Annotated in this window: 18 protein-coding genes and 1 pseudogene; 13 read left to right on the top strand and 6 right to left on the bottom strand. The window is 65.9% G+C overall.

What is annotated here, in order from left to right:
• Nucleotides 1-81 precede the first annotated feature (81 nt).
• The 4 genes from M878_RS47065 (at nucleotide 82) to cloR (ending at nucleotide 5,619) form a co-directional block, all read left to right on the top strand.
• Entirely contained in the window at nucleotides 82-1,656 is a 1,575-nt protein-coding gene (locus M878_RS47065; protein WP_023545100.1) for an FAD-dependent oxidoreductase, read from the top strand.
• Between the two features lie 432 nt (nucleotides 1,657-2,088).
• The gene (locus tag M878_RS55305) at nucleotides 2,089-2,814 is read left to right on the top strand and encodes a TylF/MycF family methyltransferase (protein ID WP_078630194.1); all 726 of its coding nucleotides are present in this window, start codon (nucleotides 2,089-2,091) and stop codon (nucleotides 2,812-2,814) included.
• Nucleotides 2,815-3,814: 1,000 nt separating this feature from the next.
• Complete coding sequence (locus M878_RS55300; RefSeq protein WP_023545098.1) at nucleotides 3,815-4,789, top strand: aromatic prenyltransferase; 975 nt, start codon at nucleotides 3,815-3,817, stop codon at nucleotides 4,787-4,789.
• Nucleotides 4,786-5,619 carry a bifunctional 4-hydroxy-3-prenylphenylpyruvate oxygenase/4-hydroxy-3-prenylbenzoate synthase gene (gene cloR / locus M878_RS55295; protein ID WP_209445493.1) on the top strand — a complete coding sequence of 278 codons (834 nt, stop codon included), beginning with the start codon at nucleotides 4,786-4,788 and terminating at the stop codon, nucleotides 5,617-5,619. The genes M878_RS55300 and cloR overlap by 4 nt, the downstream gene beginning before the upstream one ends.
• Before the next feature lie 253 nt (nucleotides 5,620-5,872).
• Here the strand turns inward: cloR and M878_RS55290 are convergent, their stop codons facing one another.
• Complete coding sequence (locus tag M878_RS55290; RefSeq protein WP_023545096.1) at nucleotides 5,873-6,088, bottom strand: hypothetical protein; 216 nt, start codon at nucleotides 6,086-6,088, stop codon at nucleotides 5,873-5,875.
• 327 nt (nucleotides 6,089-6,415) lie between these two features.
• Between M878_RS55290 and rfbD the strand changes: the two genes are divergently transcribed.
• Both rfbD and rfbB read left to right on the top strand, forming a co-directional pair.
• Entirely contained in the window at nucleotides 6,416-7,315 is a 900-nt protein-coding gene (gene rfbD / locus M878_RS47060; protein ID WP_342452711.1) for a dTDP-4-dehydrorhamnose reductase, read from the top strand.
• 33 nt (nucleotides 7,316-7,348) lie between these two features.
• Nucleotides 7,349-8,359 (top strand): dTDP-glucose 4,6-dehydratase, encoded by a 1,011-nt coding sequence (gene rfbB / locus M878_RS55285; protein WP_023545094.1) that lies wholly within the window; start codon nucleotides 7,349-7,351, stop codon nucleotides 8,357-8,359.
• Between the two features lie 37 nt (nucleotides 8,360-8,396).
• On the opposite strand, the gene M878_RS97320 is transcribed toward rfbB, so the two are convergent.
• Nucleotides 8,397-8,564, bottom strand: a complete 168-nt coding sequence (locus M878_RS97320; RefSeq protein ID WP_158692641.1) for a hypothetical protein — start codon at nucleotides 8,562-8,564, stop codon at nucleotides 8,397-8,399.
• 20 nt (nucleotides 8,565-8,584) lie between these two features.
• Between M878_RS97320 and M878_RS55280 the strand changes: the two genes are divergently transcribed.
• The 6 genes from M878_RS55280 to M878_RS55255 all read left to right on the top strand — a co-directional run bounded on the left by M878_RS55280 (nucleotide 8,585) and on the right by M878_RS55255 (nucleotide 16,781).
• Nucleotides 8,585-9,847, top strand: a complete 1,263-nt coding sequence (locus tag M878_RS55280; protein ID WP_023545093.1) for a class I SAM-dependent methyltransferase — start codon at nucleotides 8,585-8,587, stop codon at nucleotides 9,845-9,847.
• Between the two features lie 111 nt (nucleotides 9,848-9,958).
• On the top strand, nucleotides 9,959-10,849 hold the full coding sequence (gene rfbA, locus M878_RS55275; protein WP_031224157.1) for a glucose-1-phosphate thymidylyltransferase RfbA: 891 nt from the start codon (nucleotides 9,959-9,961) through the stop codon (nucleotides 10,847-10,849).
• Nucleotides 10,846-11,442 carry a dTDP-4-dehydrorhamnose 3,5-epimerase gene (gene rfbC, locus M878_RS55270; protein ID WP_023545091.1) on the top strand — a complete coding sequence of 199 codons (597 nt, stop codon included), beginning with the start codon at nucleotides 10,846-10,848 and terminating at the stop codon, nucleotides 11,440-11,442. Before rfbA ends, rfbC begins: the two co-directional genes overlap by 4 nt.
• A gap of 11 nt (nucleotides 11,443-11,453) precedes the next feature.
• Nucleotides 11,454-12,203: a hypothetical protein gene (locus M878_RS55265; protein WP_209445492.1), complete on the top strand. Its 750-nt coding sequence runs from the start codon at nucleotides 11,454-11,456 to the stop codon at nucleotides 12,201-12,203.
• Nucleotides 12,204-12,556: 353 nt separating this feature from the next.
• Nucleotides 12,557-14,590, top strand: coding sequence for a DNA topoisomerase (ATP-hydrolyzing) subunit B (gene gyrB / locus M878_RS55260; protein WP_023545089.1), 2,034 nt, complete (start codon nucleotides 12,557-12,559; stop codon nucleotides 14,588-14,590).
• A 79-nt stretch (nucleotides 14,591-14,669) separates the two neighbouring features.
• A complete protein-coding gene (locus M878_RS55255; protein ID WP_023545088.1) occupies nucleotides 14,670-16,781 on the top strand; it encodes a DNA gyrase/topoisomerase IV subunit B in 2,112 nt (703 codons plus the stop codon).
• A gap of 283 nt (nucleotides 16,782-17,064) precedes the next feature.
• Here M878_RS55255 and purU read toward each other — a convergent pair whose 3' ends face one another.
• The 3 genes and pseudogenes from purU to M878_RS55245 form a co-directional block, all read right to left on the bottom strand.
• Nucleotides 17,065-17,919 carry a formyltetrahydrofolate deformylase gene (gene purU / locus M878_RS55250; RefSeq protein ID WP_023545086.1) on the bottom strand — a complete coding sequence of 285 codons (855 nt, stop codon included), beginning with the start codon at nucleotides 17,917-17,919 and terminating at the stop codon, nucleotides 17,065-17,067.
• Between the two features lie 9 nt (nucleotides 17,920-17,928).
• Nucleotides 17,929-18,069 (bottom strand): L-serine ammonia-lyase, iron-sulfur-dependent, subunit alpha, encoded by a 141-nt coding sequence (locus tag M878_RS000000101735; RefSeq protein ID WP_245238366.1) that lies wholly within the window; start codon nucleotides 18,067-18,069, stop codon nucleotides 17,929-17,931.
• A gap of 35 nt (nucleotides 18,070-18,104) precedes the next feature.
• A pseudogene (locus tag M878_RS55245) lies at nucleotides 18,105-18,924 on the bottom strand (serine hydroxymethyltransferase); the annotation flags it as partial.
• 100 nt (nucleotides 18,925-19,024) lie between these two features.
• On the opposite strand from M878_RS55245, the gene M878_RS55240 reads away from it, so the two are divergent.
• On the top strand, nucleotides 19,025-19,678 hold the full coding sequence (locus tag M878_RS55240; protein ID WP_023545084.1) for a GntR family transcriptional regulator: 654 nt from the start codon (nucleotides 19,025-19,027) through the stop codon (nucleotides 19,676-19,678).
• A 260-nt stretch (nucleotides 19,679-19,938) separates the two neighbouring features.
• Here M878_RS55240 and M878_RS55235 read toward each other — a convergent pair whose 3' ends face one another.
• A complete protein-coding gene (locus M878_RS55235) occupies nucleotides 19,939-21,801 on the bottom strand; it encodes a helix-turn-helix domain-containing protein (protein WP_023545083.1) in 1,863 nt (620 codons plus the stop codon).
• Nucleotides 21,802-21,970: the final 169 nt, after the last annotated feature.

Here is a 21,970-nt window from a genome sequence, read left to right as displayed (position 1 = left end):
GAGGTTCGCAAAGGGTCGCGGATCGCAGAAACCGTGGGTAGACTGATTGGCGATTTATCGTCAGCGGTTGGAGGAAGTAGCGTGTCCGAAAACCAGGAATATGACGTCATTGTGATCGGCGGAGGCCCCGGAGGGTCGATGGTGAGCTCATTGCTTGCCGACGGGGGTAAGAAAGTTCTGGTCCTCGAAGTTGCGAAGTTCCCTCGGTACCACATCGGCGAGAGTCTCCTCTTAGGCACCGTCGATCTGCTCGACAAGATCGGCGTCCGGGAAAAGCTCGAAGCCGGTGACTACATTAAGAAGTATGGCGTCGAGTGGGTGTGGGGAGAGCAACGAGAGCCCTGGAAGGTTGATTTCCGGAACGCGGTGTCCGTGACCCATGACTATACATATCAGGTCGAACGCGGTCCGTTCGACAAGATGTTGCTGGACAACGCGCGGGAGCACGGGGTTGATGTGCGCGAGCAGCACAGGGTCACAAACTTCTCCATCGACGACAACGGCCGGTCCACCGTAAATTACCGGCGTACCGACACCGGCGAGACCGGCACTGCCACGGCCCGTTGGCTGGTCGATGCTTCCGGCCAGGGCGGCCTGGTGACCAAGCGCCTCCACACCCAGGAATGGGACCCGTATCTCAAGAATATGGCGGTCTGGTCTTACTGGAAGGGAGTGAAGCGCTCCGAAGGCGAAGACGCCGGCAACATTTTTCTGCCCACCTTCGATGACGGTTGGTGGTGGTGCATTCCACTGCGAGATGACATCACGAGCATTGGAGCAGTGGTCGACCGCGAGTCCCTCAATGCGCTGAAGTCCACGCGTGTGCGGCAGTACTACCTCGACAGCATCGAGAAAACGCCCGAACTCGCGAGCCGAACGGAAAACGCCGAACTCGTCGATGACATGCACGTCCAGCGTGACTGGTCCTACATTTACGACCGTTTCTGCGGCGATGGCTACATCGCGATCGGAGACGCGGCCTGTTTCATCGATCCGCTGTTCTCCACTGGTGTCCACCTTGCGATGCTGAGTGGCTTTCTTGCTGCGACGGTCGTCAATACCATCCTCGACAAGCCCGAACTGGATACTGCGCGGATGCTGCAGTTCTATGAGGGCGCCTACCGCAAAGAATTCGCGCGACTGCGCGACCAAGTATATTTCCTTTACGCGGGCAACAAGGGCAGCAAGGAATCGTACTTCTGGCACGCGCGCAGCCATTTTGGCGTGCCGTCGATCGAGCCCGAGAAGGCCTTCGTCTCGCTCATCGCGGGCGCCTTCGCGCACCGCGCCTGGTACAACCACTATGCAAAACATCTTGACGTATCAGCGGACCTCAAAAAGTCGGTCGAGAGCATGTTCAATGGTGCTGGCATTGATTTGGACACCCCGCTGATCGCCAGTGCCTGCGGATCGGTGGTGAACGACTTCGCAGTCGACGGACGCTATCTCCGCGAAGCGCGCTCCCTCGTGCACACAAATGGTGCGTCGATCGCGTATACACCGGCCGTCAGGGCGGCAGTTGAACACGCCGACGGAAAACGCACGGGCCGCGAGATCATCGAAATAATCACCGACCGCGGAATCGACAGTGAGGATCGCGCCCGAAGCATCGTGCACGAAGTCATCAGCTACGGATTCGTAGAACCCAAGGCGTAAGCGCGGTACGTGACGAGGACTTCTCGCCCGAAGGCTTCCAGTACTCAGGTTGAATCTGCGATATCCGGTTCGTGGATCAGCCCGTTGAGATCCAGACCGGTGGCCGGCAGACAGCCGACGATCAGGTGTGGTCGGCTCCAGATCCTGTCGCACTTCGTTCGGTGATGTTCGGTGGACGCTCGCGTGTGGTGGTAAATCGGCCGGGCGGCCAGATTTCGCTTTGATCGACCACGTAGTCCCGCACGCATTCATGTCATGCACCTCCGGCGCAACTGGCCAACCGCATTTCCTCGTCAACCTTCTGAGTCGAGGCACTGGACCCGAATGGAAGTGACACCTATCGTGGTCAGCGTGGCAGACAATTCATTGCAAGCTCAGCCCGAAGGACCTACACAAGGCACAAGCAGCGGCTCATGGCTGTATCTGAACCTCATGAAGAAGGTGCTGGCCGGGACTGTGTACGAGGATCCCGCACACCGGCAAAACTTCTCTCATGACGATGCAACGTACCGGGAAGAGGTCCGCAATGAGGGGCGGGACTGGCCGGCCAACGCGCACACGATGATCGGAATCAAACGCCTCGAAAACATTCAGCAATGTGTCGAAGACGTTATTGGCAACAATATCCCCGGTGACCTCGCGGAAACCGGGGTGTGGCGTGGTGGAGCGTGCATCTTTATGCGGGGAATCCTGCGCGCCCACGACGTGCGCGACCGCACTGTGTGGGTCGCCGACTCCTTCCAGGGCATTCCTGACGTCGGTGCGGACGGCTATCCCGGTGACCGGAGGATGGCGCTGCATCGGCACAATGCCGTGCTCGCGGTGTCCGAGGACGAGGTCCGGCGCAACTTCCGCAACTACGACCTGCTCGACGAGCAGGTCCGGTTCCTCCCCGGCTGGTTCAAGGACACCCTGCCCACTGCGCCGATCGACGCGCTCGCCGTGCTGCGAATGGACGGGGATCTGTATGAGTCTACTTGGGACACCTTGACCAATCTCTACCCGAAGGTGTCGGTCGGTGGCTACGTCATCGTGGACGACTACCTGATGTGCCCGCCGTGCAAAGACGCGGTGGACGAATACCGCGCGAGGTTCGACATCGCCGACGAACTGATCAGGATCGACCGCGACGGTGTCTACTGGCAGCGTACCCGGTAGTCCACAGCGAGTTGATCAATGCGGGATGCTGGTTTCGGTTGCCGGGCATGGTGATTGACGGGTTTTCGCGCCGGATCACGGGGTCCCACGCACCCGAGATGTGGTCCCGGTGGGAGGCGTGGCTGGATGCCTCGGGCATGCTGGACCACCGAGCGGGGACACGAGAACAGGCCGCCGCGCAGCGGTTGATGGTGCGTCGGCCGCGCCCGTCGACATCGGTGGCATCGGTAGCGCCTGGCCGGCGTGCGGGAACGGCAGCTTGGCGGAGTCCGCGCCGGCGGTGAGCCGGCCGCCGATCGCCGCATCGAGCGCATCGCCGTCGATGCGCTGCAGTACCCGGCGCGCAGTCACCTCGCTGGGCGCCCGGTAGGGCCGGTGCGGTTCGCGCAGCATGGCCCCGCAGCGGAGAAAGAGCTGTTCACAGGCGTCGTCGGCTCACTCGGGGATCGCGGTGAGGGACTTCGCTCCTACCAGGACCGCGCAGGCGGCCAGGGCCGGGACGTACGGCAGCGGGTGACGGCGACCCCGGTGGCGGGGGTCGGGCAGGCGGGACAGCCGGGCCCGTAGGCCGGGCAGTTCTTCGGGCGGGCCGGACCGGAGCCGGCGAGTTGACCCAGCCCGGCGGGGATGGCTGATGCCTGCGTGGCAGGCACGGAATTCCGTCGTGGTGATCAGCGAACTCGACACTCCATGGTCACCGGAAGCTGTGCCTGCGCGTGTACCTGCCGATCCATCACCATCACGGCCGAGTTGCCGTATCAGGCCCATACCGGCTCTGTCGCACCGACCGCCAAAACGATGGAGCCCTGCACCCACTTTTCCGACAGGAGGTCCCCTTTTTGGGCTGCGCGGTGATTTGATAGTGATAGAGACCGACGGTCTGTGGGCGCTCGTGTGAGAGCGCTACTCATGGCGTGTTGCGCCGTAAATCCCATGGAAGGCCCTGGCCTGAGCGATTTGCCGCCATGCCCATAGGCGGCCAGGACTGACGGAGGAAGTCATGCCCGCTCTCCCGATAGATCAAGAATTCGACTGCGAACGCTTCCGTGCCGATATACGCGCTACCGCCGCCGCGATCGGCGCGCCCATTGCTCACCGTCTTACCGACACCGTCCTTGAGGCCTTCCGTGACAACTTCGCCCAGGGCGCCACCTTATGGAAGACCACCAGTCAGCCTGGAGATCAACTGTCGTACCGGTTCTTCTCCCGCCTCAAGATGGATACCGTCAGCCGTGCCATCGATGCGGGGCTGCTAGACGCCGCACATCCGACCCTGGCTGTGGTGGACGCCTGGAGCAGCCTCTACGGCGGCGCGCCGGTACAGTCGGGCGACTTCGACGCTGGGCGGGGGATGGCCAAGACATGGCTGTACTTCGGCGGCCTGCGGCCAGCCGAGGACATTCTCACCGTTCCCGCTCTGCCGGCGTCGGTGCAGGCTCGGTTGAAGGACTTCCTCGCACTGGGCCTGGCACACGTCCGGTTCGCAGCGGTGGATTGGCGCCACCACAGTGCGAACGTCTACTTCCGCGGCAAAGGTCCCTTGGACACCGTTCAGTTCGCCCGCATCCACGCCCTGTCCGGCAGCACACCACCAGCTGCACATGTGGTGGAAGAGGTCCTGGCGTACATGCCCGAGGACTACTGCGTCGCCATCACCCTCGACCTGCACAGTGGCGACATCGAGCGGGTGTGCTTCTACGCCCTGAAAGTCCCCAAGAACGCGCTGCCACGCATCCCCACTCGCATCGCCAGGTTCCTTGAGGTGGCGCCCAGCCATGACGTGGAGGAGTGCAACGTCATCGGCTGGTCGTTCGGCCGCAGTGGCGACTACGTCAAGGCCGAACGCAGCTACACCGGCAACATGGCCGAGATCCTGGCCGGCTGGAATTGCTTCTTCCACGGTGAAGAGGGCCGCGACCACGACCTGCGCGCACTTCACCAACACACGGAATCGACCATGGGAGGTGCCCGATGAGCAAGGCTTTGGCGAACATGCCCGGAGACGACTATTTCCGTCACCCGCCGGTGTTCGACACCTACGCCGAACACCGCGCCTATCTCAAATTTCGGCACGCCGTCGCGCTGCGGCACTTCGCCCGCCTCGGTTTCGACCAGGACGGCCTCGCCGGCTTGATCACCGTCGCCGATCCGGAACACGCCGACACCTACTGGGCCAATCCGCTGGCCCACCCCTTCTCCACCATCACGCCGGCGGACTTGATCCGTGTCGACGGCGACAGCACCGAGACCGTCGACGGGCAACGCCGCGTGAATATTGCCGCGTTCAACATCCACGCCGAGATCCATCGGGCTCGCCCCGACGTCCAGGCCGTCATCCACCTGCACACCGTCTACGGCCGTGCCTTCTCCGCCTTTGCCCGCAAGCTCCCCCCACTGACTCAGGACGCGTGCCCGTTCTTCGAGGACCACGAGGTGTTCGACGACTACACGGGTCTGGTGCTCGCCAAGGACGACGGGCGCAGGATCGCCAAACAGCTTCGCGGGCACAAGGCGATCCTGCTGAAGAACCACGGTCTGGTCACCGTCGGAGAAACACTCGACGCCGCCGCCTGGTGGTTCACGCTCCTGGACACCTGCTGCCATGTCCAACTGCTGGCAGACGCGGCCGGGGGCGCGGAACCGATCCCCGCGGAGGTGGCGCGCCTGACAGGTCAGCAGCTCGGCTCACACTTGCTGGGCTGGAACAGCTACCAGCCCCTGCACGAGGCAACCTTGGCCCGCAACCCCGACCTCGCGGCCATGGCGCCTGCACTCCCGCCCCAAACGCCCGCCCTGGCAAGGTAGGGCTGCCGACGTCACATTGCCCGGGCCGAACTACGCGGTCAGCCCGGGGGACCGCACCACAGAACGTAAGGACGCCGGTGAGCGTGGAGAATCCAGGCTACGAGCACGGTCTGCCCAGCCGCAGGCGAGTGTCAATGCGGCGAGGACTCTGGGCCGGCCGGGGGGCTTGTAAATCGCGATGCCGCAGGATGGGGTAGCGCAGCGTCTTCCGCGTGGCCCTGGTCATCTCGCTGTCCAGGGCGAGGAGTTGGAGTCAGCAGCTGAGATCGGCGGCAGGGGTGGTGGCGGTGAGCCAGGCGGCGTTGACGTCCAACTCGGGCGAGGGCAACAGGCCGGTCCCGGAAGCCGCGTAGCTGGGGTGGAGGGGTTCCTTGCAGGCGATCACCCGGTGGTGCCGGCGGCCGGCCAGGCAGGTCGCCGAGCAGAGCGGTGATGTCAGCGACGAACGCGTTCTCGCGTACGCCGCCATCTGGGCCGCCGCTGGCCGGCCGCCACAGGCCCTGCTTGTCGCACATCTCGATGGCGGCCTGTTCGTGTGCGGTGAAGGCCCAGCCGACGGAGTACTCCCAGCGGAACGTGGGGCTCTGACGGTCGCCCGCGCAGGCGATCCAGTCGATCAGCTGGTGGGAGAAGCCCGGGAAAGCCCCTGCTCGTCGGCTTGGTTCAGCGCCCGCCATACGGTGGAGTGAGAGGCGACCGCGCCGAAGACCGGCCGCGTCGGGCCAGCGCCGTCGACAGCGCCCCGGTCAGCCCAATTCACAGTGAAACAACGAAACCACCCACTGCCTCATTCGTCTTGACAACCAACGCGGCGGAGCTGGAAGCTCACATGGTGAATCGGTGGTTAGTTACTGGTGCGGCAGGAATGCTCGGGCGAGATTTAGTGGGGGTTTTGCAAGGGTTGAACGAATCAGTGGTTGCTGTCACTCGACAGGATCTCGACATCACCGACCGCTTTTCAGTCCGAGCCGTTGTCTCCAGGTATCAACCGACGACGATTGTCAATTGCGCAGCGTGGACGCGATTCCCTGAAGCGGAGGTCAGTGAATCGGAGGCCCTTCTTATCAACGGAAGAGGGGTCAGAGAGCTTGCTTCGATATGCAGCGATCGATCGATACGGTTGGTCCACCTCTCCACTGATTATGTTTTCGATGGCACGAGTTGCCAGCCCTATGCCGAAAGTGCGGCCACCAGTCCGATCAACGCGTACGGCCGGACAAAGCTGGCCGGCGAGCAGGCTGTGCTCGAGTTGCTGCCAGACGACGGGACGATCGTACGAACCGCCTGGCTTTACGGGCGACATGGCACGAACTTCATTCGCAAGATGGTCCGGCTGGAGCAGATGCGCAAGACGGTGGACGTGGTGGACGATCAGTGGGGCCAGCCAACGTGGACCGTGGATTTGGCACAACAGATCGTGGCACTCGTTCGGCAGGGCGCATCCGGCGTGTTCCACGGAACGAGCTCAGGTGAGACCACTTGGTACGACATCGCCCGGATGGTCTTCCGGTTGCTCGGTGCGGATCCCGGACGCATCCGCCCGGTGCGCAGCGACCAAGTCGCCGGTGGCGAACTGCGGCCCCGGTACACGGTGTTGGGGCATGCTGCCTGGCGCGAGGTCGGGCTGACGCCGATTCGGCATTGGGCTACCGCTCTGACGCAGTCGTTTCCCCTTCTGGTTGACGGTGAATCGTAATATTCCTAGAGTAAGAGAAAGGAGATGCCGCGGATGCGACTTCTGGTGACGGGCGGTGCCGGCTTCATCGGCTCGGAGTTCGTCCGGGCTACCTTGCGTGGCGTTCTGCCGGGTTCATCGGGAACTCATATCACCGTTCTGGACAAGTTGACGTATTCCGGCAATGAGCTCAACCTGGCACCGATCGCGGACCTTCCGAATTACCGGTTCGTGCAAGGCGACATCTGTGATCGGGGCCTGGTAGACGATGTGGTGGCCGGACACGACGCGATCGTGCACTTCGCTGCCGAGACACATGTGGATCGCTCGATCGACAGTGCCGCATCGTTTGTCCGTACGAACGCACTGGGCACGCAGGTGCTGCTGGAAGCAGCCTCCCGTCACCGACTTGGACGGTTCGTTCACATCTCGACCGACGAGGTGTATGGATCGATTCCCGAGGGCGCCTGGACCGAGGTGTCCCCGGTAGCCCCGAACGCACCGTACGCGGCAGCCAAGGCGGCGGGAGATCTGCTGGCGCTGGCCTGGCACCGGACCCGGCGGCTCGACGTAGTGGTCACCAGATGCACCAACAATTATGGTCCGTACCAGTATCCGGAAAAGCTGATCCCGCTGTTCACGACCAATATCCTGGACGGGCAGCAGGTTCCGGTGTACGGCGATGGCCGCAACCGCCGTCAGTGGCTGCACGTGTCGGACCACTGCCGCGCCATCCAGTTGGTGCTCCTCGGTGGTCGGCCCGGGGAGGTTTACCACATCGGCGGTGGCATCGAGTTGACCAACCTCGAACTGGCCGAACACATCCTCGCTGCCTGTGGTGTCGGCTGGGACATGGTGCGGCATGTTCCGGACAGGCTGGGGCATGATCTCCGCTATTCCCTGGAAACCGCCAAAATTCGTACGGAACTCGGTTTCTCACCTCGTGTCGCGTTCGCGGAGGGGCTGGCGGAGACAGTGGAGTGGTACCGCACTCACCGTGGTTGGTGGGAGCCGCTCAAGAATCCTGACAAAGCGACAGGTTCACCCAGCGACGCCGGCAGATGATGGCGCAACCAGGCGGCGGAACACTTCGTGGATGTCGTCACGGATCTCCCAGCGGATGCGCCGCGGTCGGCGGCGTGAGTTGGGTGATGCTGCCGCCGGTCAGCGACACCTGCTCTTTGGTCAACCTATTCCAAGATTCCAAGATCCATTTTGTTAGCAGTTCTTGCAGGTGAGGAATCGACTGCCCAAGACCGGCGGTTTGCATCCCGTGAGGGGGAGGAAGAGTTGCAGGACATCGTGCGGCCCATCAACAAGTGCCGGGTGTGCGGGCACAACGATTGGCTTGATGTGGTCTCGTTCGGATCGACACCACTGGCCGGAAACCTGCTCGGCAAGGAAGACGCCCCAGGGGGCGAGACTCTGTTCCCGCTGGATGTCGTCGTGTGCCGGAAATGCTGGCTGATGACACTGCGTCATGTCATCGAACCGGATGTCCTTTTCGGGCACTATCGTTATGTCGCCTCGGACGCAGGCTCGATCATCCAGCACATGCGGCAGCTCGTCGAACTGTGTATCGGGTGGATCGGTCTGACCGATGGAGATCTCGTCGTGGAGTTCGGCAGTAACACCGGCGCTCACCTGCAGCTGTTCCAGCAGGCCGGCATGCGGGTGCTTGGCGTTGATCCTGCGCGCAATCTCGCCGACATCGCCAACGGCCGCGGCGTGGAAACGATTCCTGCTGGTTTCATCACCGAAGTCGGCCAGGAGATCGCGAGTGGACATGGTCCGGCGCGACTGGTTTACGGGCGCCAATGTTTCGCCCACATCCACGACATTCACGAAGTCCTCAACGGAGTCTCCGCCCTGCTGGCGCCTGATGGCCTGTTCTTCGTGGAAGTTCCCTATCTAGTCGAACTGCTCGCAAACAATCAGTTCGACACCATCTTTCACGAACACCTTTCCTACTTTTCGCTTGGCTCGCTGTGCAGGCTGTTCGAGTCGCACGGCCTTCGCGTCGTGGACGTACACACAGCCGATGTGCACGGCGGCTCGATCGTGGTCTTCGCCGCCCCGACCACCGCCGGCTATGAGGTGCGGCCCGCTGTTGCCGAGATGCTCGCGGAAGAACGAAGCCAGGGCATCGCAGAGGAGGGAACATACCGGAAATTCGCCGAGCGTACGGAACGAGTTCGCGCACAGATCCGAGAACTGGTATGCGGCGTGGTGGCAGAGGGCAAGTCAGTGGCTGGATACGGCGCACCAACTAAAGGCAGTGCACTGCTCGCCGCATGCGGGCTGGGGCATCAGGAGATCCGGTTCTGTAGTGACACAACAGCTCTGAAACAGGGAAAAATCCTACCAGGGTCCAGAATTCCGATCTGGTCACCGGAACAGGCAGGCGACCATGTACCGGACTACTACCTGCTGTTGGCCTGGAACTACGCGCCGGAGATCATCAGCAAGGAGAAGTCGTTTCTGGAAAACGGCGGCCGTTTTATTGTTCCCATACCCGAACCACGCGTGATATCGGCGGAGTCGGCGTTGTGACGTGGCCACGGTGTCGGCTGCGGTGATCCCGTTCCACGTGGCGAGAAGGTCGGAAGGGGGGACGAAGGGACAGGGCTGCCGGTGCATTTCGGTGTCCGTCCCTTGGACGCGATGCGGGGAATCCTTCTTGCGGGCGGTACCGGCTCCAGGCTGTGGCCGGTCACCCGGGCTGTTTCCAAGCAGTTGATACCGGTCTTCGACAAGCCGATGATCTACTACCCGCTGACCACGCTGATGATGGCTGGCATACGGGAGATACTGGTGATCACGCGCCCCGAAGACCAGCGCCAGTTCCGCCATCTCCTCGGCGACGGCTCGCAACTGGGCCTGCGCCTTGAGTACGCTGTCCAAGAGCAGCCCGAGGGTATCGCGCAGGCGTTTGTCCTAGGTGCCGAGTTCATTGGCGACCAGTCGGTGGCCTTGGTTCTCGGGGACAACATCTTCCATGGCGGGGGCCTGGGGACTCGGCTGCGTGAGTACAGCGACCCCGTCGGGGGGCGGATCTTTGCCTACGTCGTCGCCGACCCCACAGCCTACGCAGTAGTGGAGTTCGACGAGGCCGGTATGGCCGTCTCCATAGAGGAGAAGCCGGCCGATCCCAAGTCGCGGTACGCCGTGCCGGGGTTGTACTTTTACGACAACCGGGTGGTGGAGGTCGCTCGCGGCCTGGTGCCGAGTGAGCGTGGCGAGCTGGAGATCACCGCCGTCAACGAAACGTATCTGAGGTGGGGTCAGTTGCGGGTGACCGCACTCGACCGGGGTACCGCCTGGCTGGACACGGGAACGTTCACCTCCTTGGTCCAGGCATCGGAGTACGTGCGTGTGGTTGAAGAACGACAGGGCCTCAAGATCGGCTGCGTGGAAGAGGTCGCCTGGCGCTGCGGCCTCATTGAGAATGACCAGTTGCGGGAACTCAGCCGCCCATTGCTCAAGAGCGGCTACGGCCAATATCTCCTCGACCTGCTCGCCGAGAGGGAGTTGAAGGAGTTGAAGGTGTCGTGAAACTGCGCCCGCTCGGTATCGAGGGTGTCTGGGAGATCACCCCTAGGCAGCACGCCGATGCGCGCGGGGTCTTCCTGGACTGGTACTGCGTCGACCGGTTTGCCGCAGAGGTCGGCCGCCCACTGCGGCTGGCCCAGGCCAATCTGTCGGTATCCGCTCGCGGCGTGCTGCGCGGCATTCACTTCGCCGATGTGCCGCCGGGGCAGGCCAAGTACGTGACGTGTGTGCGCGGCGCGGTGTTCGACGTGGTGGTGGACCTACGCGTCGGCTCGTCGACTTACGGGCGCTGGGAAGGTACCCGACTCGACGATGTCAGCCGTCGTGCCGTCTACCTCTCGGAAGGCATCGGACACGGCTTCTGCGCGATCTCAGACGAGGCCACGCTGTGTTATCTGTGTTCGCAGACCTACAACCCGGCATCCGAGCATGGTGTGCACCCGCTCGATCCTGAATTGGCCATCAACTGGCCCGCCGGGACCCCGCTGCTCTCCGCCCGTGACCAGGACGCGCTCTTGCTCTCCGAGGCCCGGGATTCGGGCTTGTTGCCCAGCTATGCGGCCTGTCAGGCGTTAACGGCGTTGACTCGTCGATGATGGTCCGCGGCGTGCCGACCCGCGGGTCGGCACGCCGCGGCAGCGGGTCGTGGAAGTCGCGTCTGGTGGCGGGGACCGAGGCCAGCGACAGGGCGCCCCCGGCCGTGGCCATGGCCGAGCCGGTGGCAGCCGGGTGGCTACGCGCGGTGGCCGCCGAACTGGCCCGAAGGCAACGGGACGTGATGCGGGTACGGCGCCGGACCATGCCGGCGGAGAACTTCCTCAGCTACCGCAAGCTGTCGGACCACTGGCTGCAATTTCCCAACGGCGACCTCCTCACCCCACGCCTCCGGTATCCGGTGCAGCGTCGAGCAGCCGTCGTCCGGCTCATTCAGATGGTGTCCGCCATGGGCGTCCATGAGGCGGCACGCTTCCTCGGCGTCCCCGACACGCGGCCCGAGCGCCGAGCCGGCCACCAACGCTTGCCCATCGCCCTGTTCCTGAACGACCGAAAGATCGAACTCCTGGCGAACCGGATCAGCGACACCACCTGCACAACCGACCAGCGCCATCGCCGGATCAGCCTGGCAACCCGGACGCTGCCCCCAACGCACCGGGCCACTGTCTGGGGGCAGGTCGCTCCGAGGCCCGACACCACCCCGCCCCTCGACAGCCCACGGAAGCACCAGCCGCCCCTGACGGAGTACGCCGACCAGTTCGTCAGCACCATCGACCAGCGCAACCGTACACGCGTGATGCCGCCTTCAGCAGCACCCTCCACCGGGGCAGGGTTCGGCGGGAGGCCGGGGCTGGCGGCCTGACGCAGCGCGACTGGCGACCGCGGAGGGTTACGCCGGAAAAAGTGCCCGGGGCGCTATGCGACAAGGCGCCGAGAAAGCCCGTGAGTTCTCGTCTGACGCATTTTCAAGAAGTCAAGGCAGGGGGGATTGGCTTCTGTTGTGCGGGAGTCGCACAGCGGCGTATGGAGGCGTTCTCGTCCCGTCGGTCAGGAGCGTCTTCGGTATCTTGGGCGGCGTCCCGGTGGCCGACGGCCCCGAGGCCCATGAGCCTTGGGACCCTGTTCGGGCTGCCGTGCCCTGTCTCCGCCAGTTGTCCGGCCGCTCCCGCACCGTGGTGCGGGAGCGGGGTCTGTTATGCCCGAAAGAGAGCATCTGTGACCACTTACGACACTCGCACCGCCACCGATACCCCCGGATCCCAGCAGCCCGGCCACGTGGGGGCGGCGTCGTATGACGCCAACGCGATCACTGTTCTGGACGGCCTGGACGCCGTACGCAAGCGGCCCGGGATGTACATCGGCTCGACGGGAGAGCGGGGGCTCCATCACCTGGTGCAGGAGCTCGTGGACAACTCCGTGGACGAGGCACTCGCGGGGGTGGCTGACCGGATCGACGTGACGATCCTGGCCGACGGCGGGGTGCGGGTGGTCGACAATGGCCGCGGCATCCCGGTGGGGACGCACCCGGTGGAGAAGCGGCCGGCCGTCGAGGTGGTGCTGACCGTGCTGCACGCGGGCGGGAAGTTCGGGGGCGGCGGGTATGCGGTCTCCGGCGGTCTGCACGGTGTGGGTCTGTCGGTGGTCAACGCCCTGTCGACCCGGCTTTCGGCGGAGATCTGGACCGACGGCTACCGGTGGACGCAGGACTACAGGGACGGCGCTCCCACCGCTCCGCTGGCCCGCCACGAGGCCACCTCCAGGACAGGCACCTCGCTGACGTTCTGGGCAGACGGCGACATCTTCGAGACCACCGAATACTCCTTCGAGACGCTGGCCAGGCGTTTCCAGGAGATGGCCTTCCTCAACCGCGGGCTCACCCTGACGCTCACGGACGAACGGCCCTCCGCGCGCGCGACGGCCGCGGCCGACGAGGCCGACTCGGACCCGGCAGCGAAGACGGTCTCCTACCGCTACGACGGCGGCATCACCGACTTCGTCGCCTACCTCAATTCCCGCAAGGGCGAACCGGCCCATCCCTCGGTCATCACTATCGCCGCAGAGGACACGGAACGGCTGCTGTCGGCCGAGGTCGCCCTGCAGTGGAACGGCCAGTACACCGACAGCGTGTACTCCTACGCCAACGGGATCCACACCCATGAGGGCGGCACCCATGAGGAGGGCTTCCGTACGGCCCTGACCACCGTGGTCAACCGCTACGCGCGGGAGAAGAAGCTGCTGCGGGAGAAGGACGCGAACCTCTCCGGCGAGGACGTCCGCGAGGGCCTGACCGCGATCATCTCGGTCAAGCTCGGCGAGCCGCAGTTCGAGGGCCAGACGAAGACCAAACTCGGCAACACCGAGGCGCGCACCTTCGTTCAGAAGATCGTCCACGAGCATCTGACCGACTGGTTCGACCGCAACCCGAACGAGGCCGCGGACATCGTGCGCAAGGCCATCCAGGCGGCCACGGCCCGGGTCGCGGCCCGCAAGGCGCGCGACCTGACCCGCCGCAAGGGCCTGCTGGAAACGGCGGCGCTACCGGGCAAGCTGTCCGACTGTCAGTCGAACGACCCGGCGATGTCGGAGATCTTCGTCGTTGAAGGAGACTCCGCCGGCGGCTCGGCCAAGTCCGGCCGCAACCCGCAGTACCAGGCGATCCTCCCGATCCGCGGCAAGATCCTCAACGTGGAGAAGGCCCGGATCGACAAAATTCTGCACAACCAGGAGATCCAGGCGCTCATCTCCGCGTTCGGCACGGGCGTGCACGAGGACTTCGACATCGCCAAGCTCCGCTACCACAAGATCATTTTGATGGCGGACGCCGATGTCGACGGCCAGCACATCAACACCCTGCTGCTGACCTTCCTGTTCCGCTTCATGCGGCCACTGGTCGAGGAGGGTCACGTCTACCTCTCCCGCCCCCCGCTGTACAAGATCAAGTGGGGCCGGGACCACGTCGAATACGCCTACTCCGATCGCGAACGCGACGTGCTCCTGGAACGGGGCCGGCAGGACGGCCGCCGGATCAAGGACGACTCCATCCAGCGCTTCAAGGGCCTGGGCGAGATGAACGCCGAGGAACTGCGCGTCACCACCATGGACCCCGACCACCGGGTCCTGGGCCAGGTCACCCTCGATGACGCGGCCGTCGCCGACGATCTCTTCTCCGTCCTGATGGGTGAGGACGTCGAAGCCCGCCGCCACTTCATCCAGCGCAACGCCAAGGACGTCCGCTTCCTCGACATCTGACCCTGGGCACTGCTCCCGCCCTCTCGGACGCGTGACCAGAAGCCCCGCCACTACCCTCTGTTGCCCAGGAGAGCACTGCGTGAGTACACTCCCCGCCCCGGCCGCCGGCAGCCGCCCTCAGGACGGCTCCGACTACACCGCACGGCACCTGATGGTGCTCGAAGGACTCGAAGCCGTACGCAAACGCCCCGGCATGTACATCGGATCCAGCGACAGCCGCGGCTTGATGCACTGCCTGTGGGAGATCATCGACAACGCCGTCGACGAGGCCCTGGCCGGCGCCTGCGACTACATCGAGGTCATCCTCCACGACGACGGCTCCGTGGAAGTCACCGACAACGGCCGCGGCATCCCCGTGGACACCGAACCCCGCACCGGCCTGTCCGGAGTCGAGATCGCCTACACCAAACTCCACGCCGGCGGAAAATTCGGCGGCGGCTCCTACGCCGCCTCCGGCGGCCTGCACGGCGTCGGCGCCTCCGTGGTCAACGCGCTGTCCGCCCGGCTGGACGTCGAGGTCGACCGCCACGGCCGCACTCACGCCATCAGCTTCCGCCGCGGCACACCCGGCACGTACACCGGCCCCGGACCCGACGCCCCTTTCACCCCCGCCCAGGGACTGCGCCAGACCACCAAAATCCCCAAGTCGCGGACCGGCACGCGCGTGCGCTACTGGGCCGACCGCCAGAGCTTCCTCAAGGACGCCAAGCTCTCTCTGGAGAACCTGCACCAGCGTGCCCGCCAGACGGCCTTCCTGGTGCCCGGCCTGACCATCGTCGTGCGCGACGAGTTCGGCCTCGGCGAGGGCGGCAGCAAGGGCGAGGAGTCCTTCCGTTTCGACGGCGGCATCAGCGAGTTCTGCGAGTTCCTGGCGAGCGACACGCCGGTCTGCGACATCCTCCGCTTCAGCGGACAGGGCACCTTCAAGGAGACGGTCCCGGTCCTGGACGAGCACGGCCAGATGACGCCCACGGAGGTCACCCGAGAGCTCGGCGTGGACGTCGCGCTGCGCTGGGGCACCGGATACGACACCACGGTGCGGTCCTTCGTCAACATCATCGCCACCCCCAAGGGCGGCACCCACGTCGCTGGCTTCGAACAGGCCGTCGGCAAGACGCTCAACGAGGTGCTGCGCGCCAAGAAGCTGTTGCGCGTCGCCGAGGACGACATCGCCAAGGACGACGCCCTGGAGGGCCTCACCGCCGTCGTGACCGTGCGCCTGGCCGAGCCGCAGTTCGAGGGCCAGACCAAGGAGGTCCTCGGCACCTCGGCGGCCCGCCGCATCGTGAACAACGTGATCAGCAAAGAACTCAAGGCGTTCCTGACCTCCACCAAGCGCGACGCGGCCCAGCAGGCCCGCGTGGTCATGGAGAAGGCCGTCGCCGCGGCCCGCACCCGCATCGCCGCCCGCCAGCACAAGGACGCGCAGCGCCGCAAGTCGGCCCTGGAGTCCTCGTCCCTGCCGGCCAAGCTCGCCGACTGCCGCAGCGACGACGTCGACCGCAGCGAGCTGTTCATCGTCGAGGGCGACTCCGCGCTCGGTACGGCCAAGCTGGCCCGGAACTCAGAGTTCCAGGCCCTGCTGCCGATCCGCGGCAAGATCCTCAACGTGCAGCGGTCGTCCGTGTCGGACATGCTGAAGAACGCCGAGTGCGGTGCGATCATCCAGGTCATAGGAGCCGGGTCGGGCCGCACCTTCGACATCGACACGGCCCGCTACGGCAAGATCATCATGATGACCGACGCCGATGTGGACGGCTCCCACATCCGGACGCTGCTCCTGACGCTGTTCCACCGCTACATGCGGCCCATGGTCGAGGCCGGCCGGGTCTTCGCCGCGGTGCCGCCCCTGCACCGCATCGAGCTCGTTCAACCCAGGAAGGGCCAGGAGAGGTACGTCTACACGTACTCGGACCGCGAACTGCGCGACAAGCTCATGGAGTTCCAGAGCAAGGGCATCCGGTACAAGGACTCGGTCCAGCGCTACAAGGGTCTGGGCGAGATGGACGCGGACCAGCTGGCCGAGACCACGATGGACCCGCGCCACCGCACCCTGCGTCGCATCAACCTCACCGATCTGGAAGCCGCGGAAGGCGTATTCGACCTGCTGATGGGCAACGACGTAGCTCCCCGTAAGGAGTTCATCACCAGCTCCGCCGCCACGCTCGACCGGTCCAGGATCGATGTCTGAGAAGTGCTCTGACCGCATAGGTTCGCCGGGTTGCGTTCAGGCCGCCGCGGCGAGGGGGCGACTGCCCCAGCGGATGCCTTTCTCGCTGCGGATGCGGGCACGATGCTCGTTCGGCAGCCAGGACGTCACGATGGCGGGCGTCGGCGTTGCGCCAGGGCAGATAGGCGTGAGGGCCTTGTTCTTCTGTGCCCGGCGGCTGATGTCGGCGCCTTTGTGAGCGGACAAGTTGTCCGTCGAGCTGGGCTACGGAGACACAGGCACAACGTCGGCTCCGCTGCCAGGGTCAGCTGAAGACCACGGTTCGGTTGCCGTGGATCAGGACGCGGCCCTGGCAGTGCCAGTTGACGGCGCGGGCCAGCGCCAGGCGCTCGGCGTCGCGGCCGACGGTGACGAGTTGGTCGGGGCCGGCACGGTGATCGACGCGGATGATCTCCTGCTCGATGATCGGTCCCTCGTCCAGATCGGCGGTGACGTAGTGGGCGGTGGCGCCGACGAGTTTCACTCCGCGGCGGTGGGCCTGGTGGTACGGCTTGGCTCCGGCGAAGCTCGGCAGGAAGGAGTGGTGGATGTTGATGGCCCGGCCTTCCAGTCGCTTGCACAGGTCGTCCGAGAGCACCTGCATGTAGCGGGCGAGGACGACGAGGTCGATGTGGTGTTCCTCGACCAGGGCCAGCAGCTGGGCTTCGGCCTGCGGCTTGGTGTCGGCCGTGACCGGGATGTGCTCGAACGGCACTCCCTCGGCCGCCACCAGTGGCTCCAGGTCAGGATGGTTGGAGGCCACCAGGACGATCTCGGCGTCCAGAGCGTTGCTGCGCCAGCGGTAGAGCAGGTCGGCCAGACAGTGGTCGAACTTGGACACCATCACCAGCACGCGCGGCTTGAGCGCGGCATTCCGGAGCTGCCATTCCATCCCGAACTCGGTGGCCACGGGCGCGAAGGTGTCCCGCAGCCGGTCCAGGGTCACCTCGCTGTCGGGCGTGGCGAAGCTGGTGCGCAGGAACACGATGCCGTTGTCGGCGTCGTCGAACTGCTGGTGCTCGGTGATGTCGCATCCGTGCCCGAGCAGGAACGACGTCACGGCGTGGAGGATGCCGGGGCGCTCGGGGCAGCTGAGGGTGAGGACGAACTCGTTCTTCATGGGGGCTCCTCAGCACTCGACGACGTTGAGGGCGAGACCGCCGCGCGCGGTCTCCTTGTACTTGTCCTTCATGTCGGCTCCGGTCTCCCGCATGGTCTTGATCGCCTGGTCGAGGCAGACGTGGTGGGTGCCGTCACCGTGTATGGCCATCCGTGCCGCGGTGATGGCCTTGAGGGAGGCCACCGCGTTGCCCTGCTGGCCGGGGGAGACCGAGGAGTTGATCTTCTTGGCGAGTTCGGCGGTGGACAGGATGACACCGCCGCGGGGGCCGCCGAGCCTTTTGTGCGTGGTGGTGGTCACCACGTGCGCGTGCGGTACGGGAGAGGGGTGCAGCCCGGCGGCGACCAGGCCTGCGAAGTGGGCCATGTCGACCATCAGGCACGCGCCGACCTCGTCCGCGACGCGACGGAACTCCGCGAAGTCGAGCCGGCGGGGGTAGGCCGACCAGCCGGCCACGATCAGCTTCGGCCGGTGCTCGTGGGCGAGCTTGCGGACCTGCTCCATGTCGATGCGGTCATCGTGCTCGCTGACCTGATAGGCCGCCACTTTGTACAGGCGCCCGGAGAAATTGAGCCGCATGCCGTGGGTGAGGTGGCCGCCGTGGGCCAGGTCCAGCCCCAGGATCGTGTCGCCGGGCTGCAGCAGGGCGGCCATGACGGCGGCGTTGGCCTGCGCACCGGAGTGGGGCTGCACGTTGGCGGCTTCGGCGCCGAACAGTTCCTTGACGCGGTCGATGGCGAGCTGCTCGATGGCGTCGACGTGCTCACAGCCGCCGTAGTAGCGGCGTCCGGGGTAGCCCTCGGCGTACTTGTTGGTCAGCACCGATCCCTGGGCCTGCATGACGGCGAGCGGTGCGAGGTTCTCGCTCGCGATCATCTCCAGGGTGCCGCGCTGCCGGGCCGGCTCCGCCTCGATGGCCGTGGCGATCTCCGGGTCGAAGTCACCGAGCCGAGCGCCGAGAACCGCGGATCGGGCCACTCGCTGGGCGGGGATGTGGGAAGTCATGAAACTCCCTGGTGAGCGACTGAAAGTCGACTGATATATCAATCCGCTGTTGCGATACGCTACGAGGACGGATCGGGTCGCGTCAAGGGAGGGCTGCGCGGTGAGTGTGTCGACCGTCGCTGGTCAGGGTGATGGAACGCTGGCCGACCAGGCTTATCGCTCCATCTCGGACCGTCTGGTGACCCTCCAGATCCGCCCCGGTGAGCCCGTCAATGACGAGCGGATCGCCGCGGAACTCGGTTTCGGGCGCACTCCGGTCCGGGAGGCCCTCAAGCGGCTGGAGCATGAGCGCCTCATCGTCGCCTATCCCCGGCGCGGAACCTTCGCCACCGAGGTGCAGATCGCCGATCTCGGACACATCTCAGAGGTCCGCAAGCAGCTCGAACCGCTCGCTGCGGGCCTGGCAGCCGAGCGCGCCGGCGAGGGCGAGCGAGCCGGCCTCGACCGATTGCTGGCACAACTGGCAGACGCATCCGATGGGGACACGGACCTCATCCGGCTCGACATGACCGTGCACCGCGCCATCTACGCGGCGGCCCGGAATCCCTACCTCGAGGACACCCTGATCAGGTACGACAACCTTGCCACGCGCATCTGGTGCCTGTTCCTCGACCGGCTGCCGGGCCTGGCGGGCCACGTGCACGAGCACAGGCACCTGCTGCGGGCCATCATCGACGGCGACGCGGAGAAGGCTGCCGCCCTTGCCACAGGACACGTGGAAGGGTTCGAGGCGGCGATCCGCAGCGTCATCTGACGCACGCTCATCTGCAGAGGCCACGCCCGTAGGACGCAGAGGCCACGCCCGTAGGACAGCGAGGTCCGGTCGGTGACCTGCGCCGGTGCGGACGATGCCGCCGAGTTCGAGGCCTCTCCGGACGGTATCCGCTTCACGGACGGACGGAAGCGGCGCTGTCCCGCGGCCGGCGAAGGTCCGCCTCCCCCGACCGCGCCGCGTGTACGGCGGGCGGTCGCCGACCCAGTGAGCGGACGTACGGACGACGCTCGTCCTCCGCGTCAGTGCGTCGCGCCCCGCGAGTCCCCCGGGCGCATACGGGGCCTGCCCGCCAAGCTGGTCCACAGGTGCGGCGCGGCGTCGTCCTCCGGGAGCTGGGCGATCATGAAGCGGACACAGCGCTCGATCTTCACCCGCCACAGCCTGGCCGCCTCGTTCCCGTCGGCGTTGCACAACGCGTCGTGGACGGCCGCGTCCTCATGGGCGATGGTGTCGCAGGCCTGGCTGTAGTCCATGTCCAGAACCGTGACGAACATGCGCAGCCGGGCCGTGAGGCGTTCGAAGGTGGTTGCGGCCTGTGGCAGGTCCGCGATGCGGGCGAGGGCGTTCTGGTACCTCAAGTCGTCTTCACGGATGCGGAGATGGTCGTTGTCCCTGGCGGCGGCGCGGACCTCGGCCAGGGCCGCCGAGGCCGGGGCGAGGTTCTCGCGGCCGAGCACGGCGATGCGGCGCATGAGCAGCGCGCCGAGGCTGGCGCGCAGGGCGTAGAGGTCGAGCACGTCCTTCGCCGTAACGGCAGGCACCGCGGTAGCTCCGCCGGGCAACAGGTCGAGCATGCCCTCCTCCGCCAGAACATGCAGGCCCGCGCGTACCCCCCGGCGTGACAGGCCGAGGCGGAGGGCGAGCGGGGCCTCCCGGACGCGGTCACCTGGCCGGTAGCCGCCGGTGAGGAGGGCTTCGCGCAGCAGACCGACGACGGGGTCGGCGGTGACAAGGGCGCCGGGTGGGACGTCCGGGGAGGCGATCTGCGCCGCCCTGGGCAGGGCGTGATGGTCGCGGGCGCGCACATCCTGGGCGTTCGAGTCGTTGTCAGGGCCGCAGATGGCCGGGCTGTCGTACGACGGGCGGGGGGCGGCGATGCGAGTGAAGGCGGCTCCGGACGGGGTCCAGGTACTGGACCAGGTGAGGAGGGCGTCTCGGAGGCGGGGCAAGCCGGATGTGACCTCACGAGGGAACTGGGCATGGGTGGCGAGCAGACGCCGGGTCTCCATGGTCCACTCCTCGGGGCTGGGCGCGTGGTGCCAGCGCGGCCGCGGGGACACGGCCGTACCCGATCCGTCGAGGGCCGCGCGGGTCTGAGCCGGTACGCCGTACGCCAACAAGTGAACCCGTGCTCCAGCCGCCGCCACCGACCGCACCTGCTCCAGGAACACGCTGAGCGTGGAGTGGTCCGTCCCGGGCGCGTTCGCACCGTGCTGTTTGCCCCGCAGGGCAGCGAAGGCACAGGCCACGGCCAGCACATGGGACGCCTCCTGGTCGTGGCCGAACAGCCGGTCCGCCGGCGGCGTCGCAGAGGTGCGTGCGGCCCTGCGATGCCCCCGGCGGACCGCCCGAGCCGTCACCGCGAGGACGCACAGGGGCGGGGCGATGAACAGACCGACCGCCTCCTCCGCCTGGTCCGGCAGGGACCACGCCCGGCGCGGCCCGACCGTGGCGCGGTCCTCCCGCTGGATGCCGTAGGTGCGCCAGATGCGGTTCACCGTGCTCTGGCTCAGGCCGGTCTCGGCCGCCATGGAACGGGTCGACCAGGTCTGCCTGGCCCCAGGCGGGGGCGGGGTCAGGGTGCGGACGAGGACGTGGGCGACGGTGTCGTCGTCGGCCGTGGGAGGCCGGCCTGGACGCGGTTGCTCGTCCAGGCCGGCCAGTCGTTCGGCGAGGAAGCGGGCGCGCCACTTTCCGACCATGTCGCGGGAGACGCCCAGGCGCCTGGCCACGTCGCTGTTGGTGGGTTCCTCCGCGCACGCCAGCACGATCTGCGCGCGCCGGGCCCGGGCCTGTGAGCAGGTGCGACTGCGGGTCCACCGCAGCAGTGCGGCCCGTTCGTCCTCGGTGAGGACCACGGCGTTGCGGGGGCGGCCGACCATGTCTGCGACCGTAGTCGAATTTTTGACTCGGATGAACCCCTGCGTCGGGTGCCGCGGTGGGGCCATTGTTGGCCGCTGCTCGGCTTCACATACTTCGAGCCATCCGGCGGCCACGCTGCCGGCGTCCCCGAGCAACCGCGAGTTCGCTCACTGCGAGTCCGGGCAGGCC

It is taken from the genome of Streptomyces roseochromogenus subsp. oscitans DS 12.976 (assembly GCF_000497445.1).
GTDB lineage: Bacteria > Actinomycetota > Actinomycetes > Streptomycetales > Streptomycetaceae > Streptomyces > Streptomyces oscitans.
This window is presented reverse-complemented; position numbering and strand designations above follow the sequence as displayed.

What these genes read in the sequence shown, in the direction of transcription:
- M878_RS55305 (WP_078630194.1), top strand. Translation starts at nt 2,089, where the DNA reads ATGAAGAAGGTGCTGGCCGGGACTGTGTACGAGGATCCCGCACACCGG.
- M878_RS55300 (WP_023545098.1), top strand. Translation starts at nt 3,815, where the DNA reads ATGCCCGCTCTCCCGATAGATCAAGAATTCGACTGCGAACGCTTCCGT.
- cloR (WP_209445493.1), top strand. Translation starts at nt 4,786, where the DNA reads ATGAGCAAGGCTTTGGCGAACATGCCCGGAGACGACTATTTCCGTCAC.
- M878_RS55290 (WP_023545096.1), bottom strand. Translation starts at nt 6,088, where the DNA reads ATGGCGGCGTACGCGAGAACGCGTTCGTCGCTGACATCACCGCTCTGC.
- rfbB (WP_023545094.1), top strand. Translation starts at nt 7,349, where the DNA reads ATGCGACTTCTGGTGACGGGCGGTGCCGGCTTCATCGGCTCGGAGTTC.
- M878_RS97320 (WP_158692641.1), bottom strand. Translation starts at nt 8,564, where the DNA reads ATGCAAACCGCCGGTCTTGGGCAGTCGATTCCTCACCTGCAAGAACTG.
- rfbA (WP_031224157.1), top strand. Translation starts at nt 9,959, where the DNA reads ATGCGGGGAATCCTTCTTGCGGGCGGTACCGGCTCCAGGCTGTGGCCG.
- purU (WP_023545086.1), bottom strand. Translation starts at nt 17,919, where the DNA reads ATGAAGAACGAGTTCGTCCTCACCCTCAGCTGCCCCGAGCGCCCCGGC.
- M878_RS000000101735 (WP_245238366.1), bottom strand. Translation starts at nt 18,069, where the DNA reads ATGGCCATACACGGTGACGGCACCCACCACGTCTGCCTCGACCAGGCG.
- M878_RS55235 (WP_023545083.1), bottom strand. Translation starts at nt 21,801, where the DNA reads ATGGTCGGCCGCCCCCGCAACGCCGTGGTCCTCACCGAGGACGAACGG.